This is a genomic window from Bradyrhizobium sp., assembly GCF_016462955.1.
Lineage (GTDB): Bacteria > Pseudomonadota > Alphaproteobacteria > Rhizobiales > Xanthobacteraceae > Bradyrhizobium.
Window position 1 is genome coordinate 1 of record NZ_JAEMSD010000399.1, and the last position, 6,376, is coordinate 6,376.

The 6,376-nt window shown below is 64.9% G+C and carries 7 protein-coding genes and 3 pseudogenes; 5 read left to right on the top strand and 5 right to left on the bottom strand.

The genetic code is table 11. The annotated features are described in order from the left end of the window. From JHD07_RS29555 to JHD07_RS29575, 5 genes and pseudogenes are all read left to right on the top strand, one after another. Window positions 1-683, top strand: a pseudogene (locus tag JHD07_RS29555) (helicase); the annotation flags it as partial. A 9-nt stretch (window positions 684-692) separates the two neighbouring features. Next, window positions 693-956 (top strand): annotated as a pseudogene (locus tag JHD07_RS29560) (RNA-binding S4 domain-containing protein); the annotation flags it as partial. A gap of 132 nt (window positions 957-1,088) precedes the next feature. Further along, on the top strand, window positions 1,089-1,427 hold the full coding sequence (gene fdxA, locus JHD07_RS29565; protein WP_291628573.1) for a ferredoxin FdxA: 339 nt from the start codon (window positions 1,089-1,091) through the stop codon (window positions 1,425-1,427). A gap of 344 nt (window positions 1,428-1,771) precedes the next feature. Next, the gene (locus tag JHD07_RS29570) at window positions 1,772-2,593 is read left to right on the top strand and encodes a CarD family transcriptional regulator (RefSeq protein ID WP_291628575.1); all 822 of its coding nucleotides are present in this window, start codon (window positions 1,772-1,774) and stop codon (window positions 2,591-2,593) included. 232 nt (window positions 2,594-2,825) lie between these two features. After that, window positions 2,826-3,062 carry a hypothetical protein gene (locus tag JHD07_RS29575; protein ID WP_291628577.1) on the top strand — a complete coding sequence of 79 codons (237 nt, stop codon included), beginning with the start codon at window positions 2,826-2,828 and terminating at the stop codon, window positions 3,060-3,062. A 33-nt stretch (window positions 3,063-3,095) separates the two neighbouring features. On the opposite strand, the gene JHD07_RS29580 is transcribed toward JHD07_RS29575, so the two are convergent. The 5 genes and pseudogenes from JHD07_RS29580 to JHD07_RS29600 form a co-directional block, all read right to left on the bottom strand. Continuing rightward, a complete protein-coding gene (locus JHD07_RS29580) occupies window positions 3,096-3,629 on the bottom strand; it encodes a response regulator transcription factor (protein WP_291628579.1) in 534 nt (177 codons plus the stop codon). After that, a complete protein-coding gene (locus JHD07_RS29585; protein ID WP_291628581.1) occupies window positions 3,626-5,023 on the bottom strand; it encodes an ATP-binding protein in 1,398 nt (465 codons plus the stop codon). The genes JHD07_RS29580 and JHD07_RS29585 overlap by 4 nt, the downstream gene beginning before the upstream one ends. Next, window positions 4,995-5,846 (bottom strand): SURF1 family protein, encoded by an 852-nt coding sequence (locus JHD07_RS29590; RefSeq protein ID WP_291628583.1) that lies wholly within the window; start codon window positions 5,844-5,846, stop codon window positions 4,995-4,997. The genes JHD07_RS29585 and JHD07_RS29590 overlap by 29 nt, the downstream gene beginning before the upstream one ends. Before the next feature lie 13 nt (window positions 5,847-5,859). Next, complete coding sequence (cyoD, locus tag JHD07_RS29595) at window positions 5,860-6,240, bottom strand: cytochrome o ubiquinol oxidase subunit IV (protein ID WP_291628585.1); 381 nt, start codon at window positions 6,238-6,240, stop codon at window positions 5,860-5,862. Further along, window positions 6,237-6,376, bottom strand: a pseudogene (locus JHD07_RS29600) (cytochrome o ubiquinol oxidase subunit III); the annotation flags it as partial. The gene cyoD and the pseudogene JHD07_RS29600, both read right to left, overlap by 4 nt.

Sequence of the window (6,376 nt, forward strand, 5' to 3'; positions counted from 1 at the left end):
CGGCGGAAGACGCCGCGGCGTCTCCCGAGGTCGCGACGTCTCCTGAGGCGGACGGGCTCGAAGCCGCTGCCGCCGAGACCGCCGCCACCGAAGCCGCTGTATCGCCCGATATTGCCGCGCCTGTCGAAGCCGCTGCCGCGCCCGCCGAGCCCGAGCTGGTCGAGGTCTGGCGCCCCGCCGGCCGCCACGAGGATCGCAAGCCGCGCCACGAACGCCATCGCCATCAGCGTCACAACAACCAGCGTCCGCGGCCCGGCGCTGAGGCCGGCGCTGCACCCGATGCCGCGAGTGCCGCGCCCGGCGAAGCAACCGACGGCGCGAAGCCGGGCCATCGTCATGGCGGCCATCGCCGCGATGGCGGCCGCGACTTCCGCAAGCCGCGTGAAGGCGGCGAGGGCGGTGAGCGCCGCGACGACCGCAATCGCAGCTTCCAGGGCAAGGGGGATCGCGACAAGGATCGCGATCGCAACCGCGACAACAAGAAGTTCGGCGGAGATCGCGACAAGGGCCGCGACAATCGTGGCCGCGACCGCGACAAGGGCCGTGACCGCCAGGGTGGTCCCTCGCTGCGTCCCTACGCCTCGAGCGCGAACCCGCGCGAGCGCGACCGCCCTGCCGATCCGAACTCGCCCTTTGCCAAGCTCGCCGCGTTGAAGGAGCAGCTCTCGGGGCGGAAGGAGTAGCCCACGACCGAGCGGCAGCGCCTCGACAAATGGCTGTGGCACGCGCGGGTGGTGAAGGCGCGCACCTCCGCAGCCGAGCTCGTCGTCACCGGCCATGTCCGCGTCAACGGCGTGCGAGAGACCTCGCCGGGACATGCGGTCAAAGCCGGTGACGTGCTCACCATCGCGCTCGATCGCACCGTGCGCGTCCTCAAGGTAACAGCCTTTAGCGAACGCCGCGGCGATGCTGCCTCGGCGCGGGTGCTCTACGAGGAGCTCGGCACGCGCAATTAATTGCGCATCTCATTCATTTCTTGGTCGATCAAAGACGCAAAGCCGTCATGATCGGGCCTTCCCGACCTTGCGGCGCCCGGCCATCCGCGCTAGGCAAGCCGCGACTTCTAAAAGAGCTTTTCGGAGCGTTGGATGACTTACGTCGTCACTGAAAACTGCATCAAGTGCAAGTACACCGACTGCGTCGAGGTCTGCCCGGTCGATTGCTTCTACGAGGGCGACAACATGCTCGTCATCCATCCCGACGAGTGCATCGATTGCGGCGTGTGCGAGCCGGAATGCCCCGCCGACGCCATCAAGCCGGACACGGAACCGGGCCTCGAAAAGTGGCTCGGGGTCAACGCCGAATACGCCAAGAGCTGGCCCAATATCACTCAGAAGAAAGAATCACCTGCCGACGCCAAGGAATTCGACGGCATGGATGGCAAGTTTGAGAAGTTTTTCTCCCCAAACCCGGGCTCCGGGGACTAATTCGGGCTCAAACTTAACCGTAATAGCGGCGCTTCTACCGAAAACCAGCCCTAAGAACCCCTAAATCATTGATTTTTGCGGGAAATGTGCTATATTGAGCACATTAAGCCGAACCCCGTCAGCCCCGTTGGCCCCTCTGGGTTCCCGTGAAACCAAATGTCGAACAGGGGCGTGGCAGTTTCCGCGCGCAGGCTGTGTCACAGAAAACGCGTAAAAAGAGTACTTCAGCGAGGGCTTCCCATAAGGAGGCCAAAAAAGTCGCCGCGGCCAGCCGTAGCGCATCCAAGGGTCGGACCGCGACGAAGGCGCCGGCTGCAAAGTCCTCGAAGAACAAAAGAAGCGCAATGCCTAACAAGACTGCCAAACCGGCCGCGAAAGCGACCGCTGCCAAGCCTGCTGTCAAGTCTGTGACCGCCAAGCCCGCTGCCGTCAAGGCTCCCGCTGCCAAGCCCGCCGCGCCGAAGGCTCCCGTTGCCGCTGCGCCTGCCAAGGCTCCCGTCGCTGCCAAGCCGGTCGCCAAGCCCGCTGCTGCGCCGAAGGTCGAGGAAAAGAAGGTCGTGACCCAGCGTCAGGGCTTCAAGGCCAACGAGTTCGTGGTCTATCCCGCTCACGGCGTTGGCCAGATCCTGGCCATCGAGGAGCAGGAGATCGCCGGTGCGAAGCTTGAGCTGTTCGTCATTAATTTCATCAAGGACAAGATGACGCTGCGCGTGCCGACCGCCAAGGTCGCCAATGTCGGCATGCGCAAGCTGTCCGAGCCCGCGCTGGTCAAGAAGGCGCTGGAGACCCTCAAGGGTCGCGCCCGCGTCAAGCGTACCATGTGGTCGCGCCGCGCCCAGGAATACGAAGCGAAGATCAATTCGGGCGATATCGTCGCCATAGCGGAAGTCGTGCGCGATCTCTATCGCTCGGAATCGCAGCCGGAGCAGTCCTACTCCGAGCGCCAGCTCTATGAAGCGGCACTCGACCGTCTCTCCCGCGAGATCGCGGTGGTGCAGCACTCGACCGAGACCGAAGCGGTCAAGGAGATCGAGGCGCAGCTCGCCAAGAGCCCGCGCCGCAACGCCAAGGCGGAAGCCGCCGAAGGCGAGGGCGATGCGGATGCCGAGGGCGACACCGACGATACCGATGGCGACGACACCACCGTTGCCGACGAGGCGGCGTAAGCAACGCTCGCGTCGATCGCAATCATTCAAGAGCCCGGCCGGTTGGCCGGGCTTTTTATTTGCCGCGAGTTTTGTTGCAGCGGTCGCTCTGCGGTCGATGGCAACCACGAGAAACTGCACCGTCGTCGGCCGGTCGCGCTGTGTGACGGCCGACACTTTCCTTCGCTCCGCCTTCCGTCAGTGTGCTGCCACGCGCCGGATGTCCCGGCAGCAGAGCACATGGGAGAGGGTCATGAAGTTTCCTCGTTTCGCGACTTGCGCCGCTTTGGTTGTCGGAATCGGCTTGCTGGCGGGCTCGGCCTCGTACTCGCCGGCTGCCGCAGGCGCGTTCGGCCCGGACTACAGCTGGATGGGCAATCGAAAATACATGGACTGCCTCAAATATGTTGGTGCGTTCGGATCCAACTATCCTGGACGCGACAAGAACATCGCGGCCTGCAAGAGGGAGTATCTGCCCGGCGGTCGCTGATCGTGAACGCCCTGTGGCCGCATCACGCGGTACCTACTTCACCGGCCGCTTCTCGAGCTTCCTAGCCAGTGTGCGCCGGTGCATGCCCAGTCGGCGTGCGGCTTCCGAGATGTTGAAATCGGTCTCGATCAGGGTCTGGTGGATGCGTTCCCATTCCAGCGTCTTGATCGAGGTCGGCCGTGCGTCGAGTGCGACCTCGGTGTTGCCTTCGGCCTTGTTGAAGGCGGCTTCGATGTCATCGGTGTTGGACGGCTTGGCCAGATAGTGGCAGGCGCCGAGCTTGATCGCTTCCACGGCGGTGGAGATGCTGGCAAAGCCCGTCAGCACCACGATCAGCATGTCGGGGTCGTGCGCGTGCAGGAGCTCGACGCAGGCAAGGCCCGAGGCGCCGCCGAGCTTGAGGTCGACCACGGCATGGCCGAAGGAGCGCTGCTCCAGCACCTGGCGCACCTCTTCGATCGAGGCGGCGAGCACGACCTCGTAGCCGCGGCGCTCGAACGAACGCTTCAGCGTCCGGGCAAAGCCGGAATCGTCCTCGACCACGATGAGCGAACGGTCAGCCGTCAAAATTTCCCTCCGATCGCGAGCGTTGCGAGCGGCAGCGTCAGCCGCACCGTGGCGCCGCGCTTCCTGTGGTTCTTGGCGGTCACGCTGCCCCCCAATTTGCGCACGACGTTGACCACCAGGAACAGGCCGAGCCCGCCGCCGGTACGGCCCTTGCTGGATTGGTAGGGCTTCCCCAGCTGAGCCAGCATCTCCGGCGCAAAGCCGGGACCTCGGTCGGAGATCGACAGCACGAGATTGTCGCCCTCGCGCTCGGTCACGAGCTCGACCCAGTCGCGCGAGACTTCGTAGGCGTTGTCGAGCACGTTGAAGATGACCTGCTTCAGCGCGACGTCGGAGACGATCGAGACGTCCTCGCCGAATGTGTTGACGAAGTAGAGGGTGCGGGCCGAGCGCGCGTCCCGCCACTCCTCCACCAGCGCGGTCACGAACGCCGTCACCGTGGTCGGCGAGGAGCCTTCGCCGCGCGCTTCGCCCGCCGAGACCAGGATCCCCGTGACGATCGACTTGCAGCGCTGCAGCGAGGTCTCCATCTCCGCGAGGTCTTCGGCGAGCTCCTGATCGGCGGCAAGGTCCGGCATGCGGCGCCAGTCGCTGAGGATCACCGACAGGGAAGCGAGCGGCGTGCCGAGCTCGTGCGCAGCGCCAGAGGCAAGCAGGCCCATGCGCACGATGTGATCCTGTTCGGCGGCATGCTGGCGCAGCGCTGCCAGATTGGCGTCGCGCTCTCGCAAGTTCCTGTTGATGCGGGTGACGAACACCACGAGCAGCACGGCGTTGAGCACGAAGCCCAAGAGCATGCCTGTTACGGTGAGGGTGTAGGTCTCGCTCAGCGGATTGGGCGGCAGGTCGAGCGGCCGGTAGGCCAAAGTCAGCCAGACGAAGCTCGCACAGGTCAGCGCCACCAGCGACCAGGTCGAGCGGGCATCGAGCAGCACCGCGCCCAGCGTGACCTGGAGCAGGAACAGCGAGGTGAAGGGATTTGTGGCGCCGCCGGAGAGATAGAGCTGCGCCGTCAGCGCGGCGACGTCCAGCATCAGGGCGACCAGAAGCTCGTTGTTGGTGATCGCGGCGCGATGGCGCACCCACACGAGTCTCGAACCGTTGAGCAGCACCAGGGCGCCGATCACGGCGCCCATTCGTTCCAGGGGCAACGGGATGCCGAGACCAAAATGCACGACGCCGATGGTCACCATCTGGCCGACCACCGCAGTCCAGCGGAGCTGGATCAGCAGCGCCATGTTCTTGCGGTTGGTCTCGTGATCGGTCGGCGCCGTCCCGATCAGCTCGCTGCGCGCGCCGGCCAGCGATTGCAGCGTGACGGCCAGCCCGTCAGGCGCAAGCGTCTGGGAAGGCGTCTTCCCGTCGTCAGGTCGGCTCGACGATCGTTCCAGCATCTGATCCCGTCCTGCGGGCGGTCGAATCCGAGCCGCCGGCGCTGTCGTGGACGAAGCGCTTGCGGCGGAACAACCCGCCGCCAAATGTGACGAAAAGCCTGCCGGCCAGCATGAAAGCCAGGGCAAACCACGTCAGCGCGTAGATCAGGTGGTTATTGGGAAAGCGGATCACGGTCAATCCGGCGATCGGCCCGCCAGCGATTTGTGATTTGGCATCGGCATCGACGAAGAATGGTGCGACGTTTTGGAGGCCGCGGGCCGCGGCAATCGCCTCGACATCCCGAGAGTACCAGCGGTTGTGCTGCGGCACGTTGCTCCGGAGGAAGCCGCCTCTGGGCTCCGTGATGCGGAGCAGGCCAGAGATCTCGACTTGGCCGTCCGGATTGCCGTCGCGGCGCGTCGATGGGTCACGCCGCTCCGACGGCACGAAGCCGCGGTTGATCAGGACCAGCGTGCCGTCGCTGCGTTCGAGCGGCGTCAGGACCCAATAGCCCGGGCCTTCCTCCGTGACGGCTTGGACCAGAGTCTCCCGATCGTGCAGGAAGCGCCCGCCGAGGCTGACATGTCTGTACTCGTCGTTGGCGGCGCTGACCGCGGGCCACGCCGCGGGCGCGGGGATCGGCTGGGCCGGAGCATGGACGCGCTGCTCGACCCGGTCGATCAGAGCCAGCTTCCAGGCGCGGCGCTCGATCTGCCAGACGCCGAGCGCGATCAGAACGACAAGAGCGACGAGCGAGAGGACCGTGAGCCACAGGGCGGGGGCGTGCACGGCGCTGCCCTGCGTCTTTCCCGCCTCGCTCGTCGCGGTGCCGGTTCTGCTCACGCCAAAGCCTCGCTCACTTCATGCCTGTCATCTGGTGCATTGGCATCATGTTGCTGTTGAGGTGGCTCATCACCCACAGCGAACCGGACAGCGCGATCACGACCATCACGATGGTGAAGATCAAGGCCATCATGGTCCAGCCGTTCTCGGAGGCCGTGTTCATGTGCAGGAAGTAGATCATGTGCACGACGATTTGCACGATCGCGAACGCCATGATGACCAGCGCGGTGATCTGCTTGCTCGGCAGTGTGCCGCTCATCACCAGCCAGAACGGGATGGCTGTGAGCACGACCGAGAGCACGAAGCCGAGCACGTAGCTCGAGAACGTGCCGTGAGCGTGGCCGTCGCCATGGTGGTGGTCGTGCGCGCCGGCTGCGTGGGTATCGGTGCTCATCGCAGAACTCCCAGGAGATAGACGAAGGTGAAGACGCCGATCCAGACGACGTCGAGGAAGTGCCAGAACATCGACAGGCACATCAGGCGGCGGCGATTAGCCTCGATCAGGCCGAATTTCTGGACCTGTACCATCA

Bases quoted from the DNA above. Each gene is read 5' to 3' on its own strand.
- JHD07_RS29585 (WP_291628581.1), bottom strand. From the start codon at position 5,023: ATGCTGGAACGATCGTCGAGCCGACCTGACGACGGGAAGACGCCTTCC.
- fdxA (WP_291628573.1), top strand. From the start codon at position 1,089: ATGACTTACGTCGTCACTGAAAACTGCATCAAGTGCAAGTACACCGAC.
- JHD07_RS29575 (WP_291628577.1), top strand. From the start codon at position 2,826: ATGAAGTTTCCTCGTTTCGCGACTTGCGCCGCTTTGGTTGTCGGAATC.
- cyoD (WP_291628585.1), bottom strand. From the start codon at position 6,240: ATGAGCACCGATACCCACGCAGCCGGCGCGCACGACCACCACCATGGC.
- JHD07_RS29570 (WP_291628575.1), top strand. From the start codon at position 1,772: ATGCCTAACAAGACTGCCAAACCGGCCGCGAAAGCGACCGCTGCCAAG.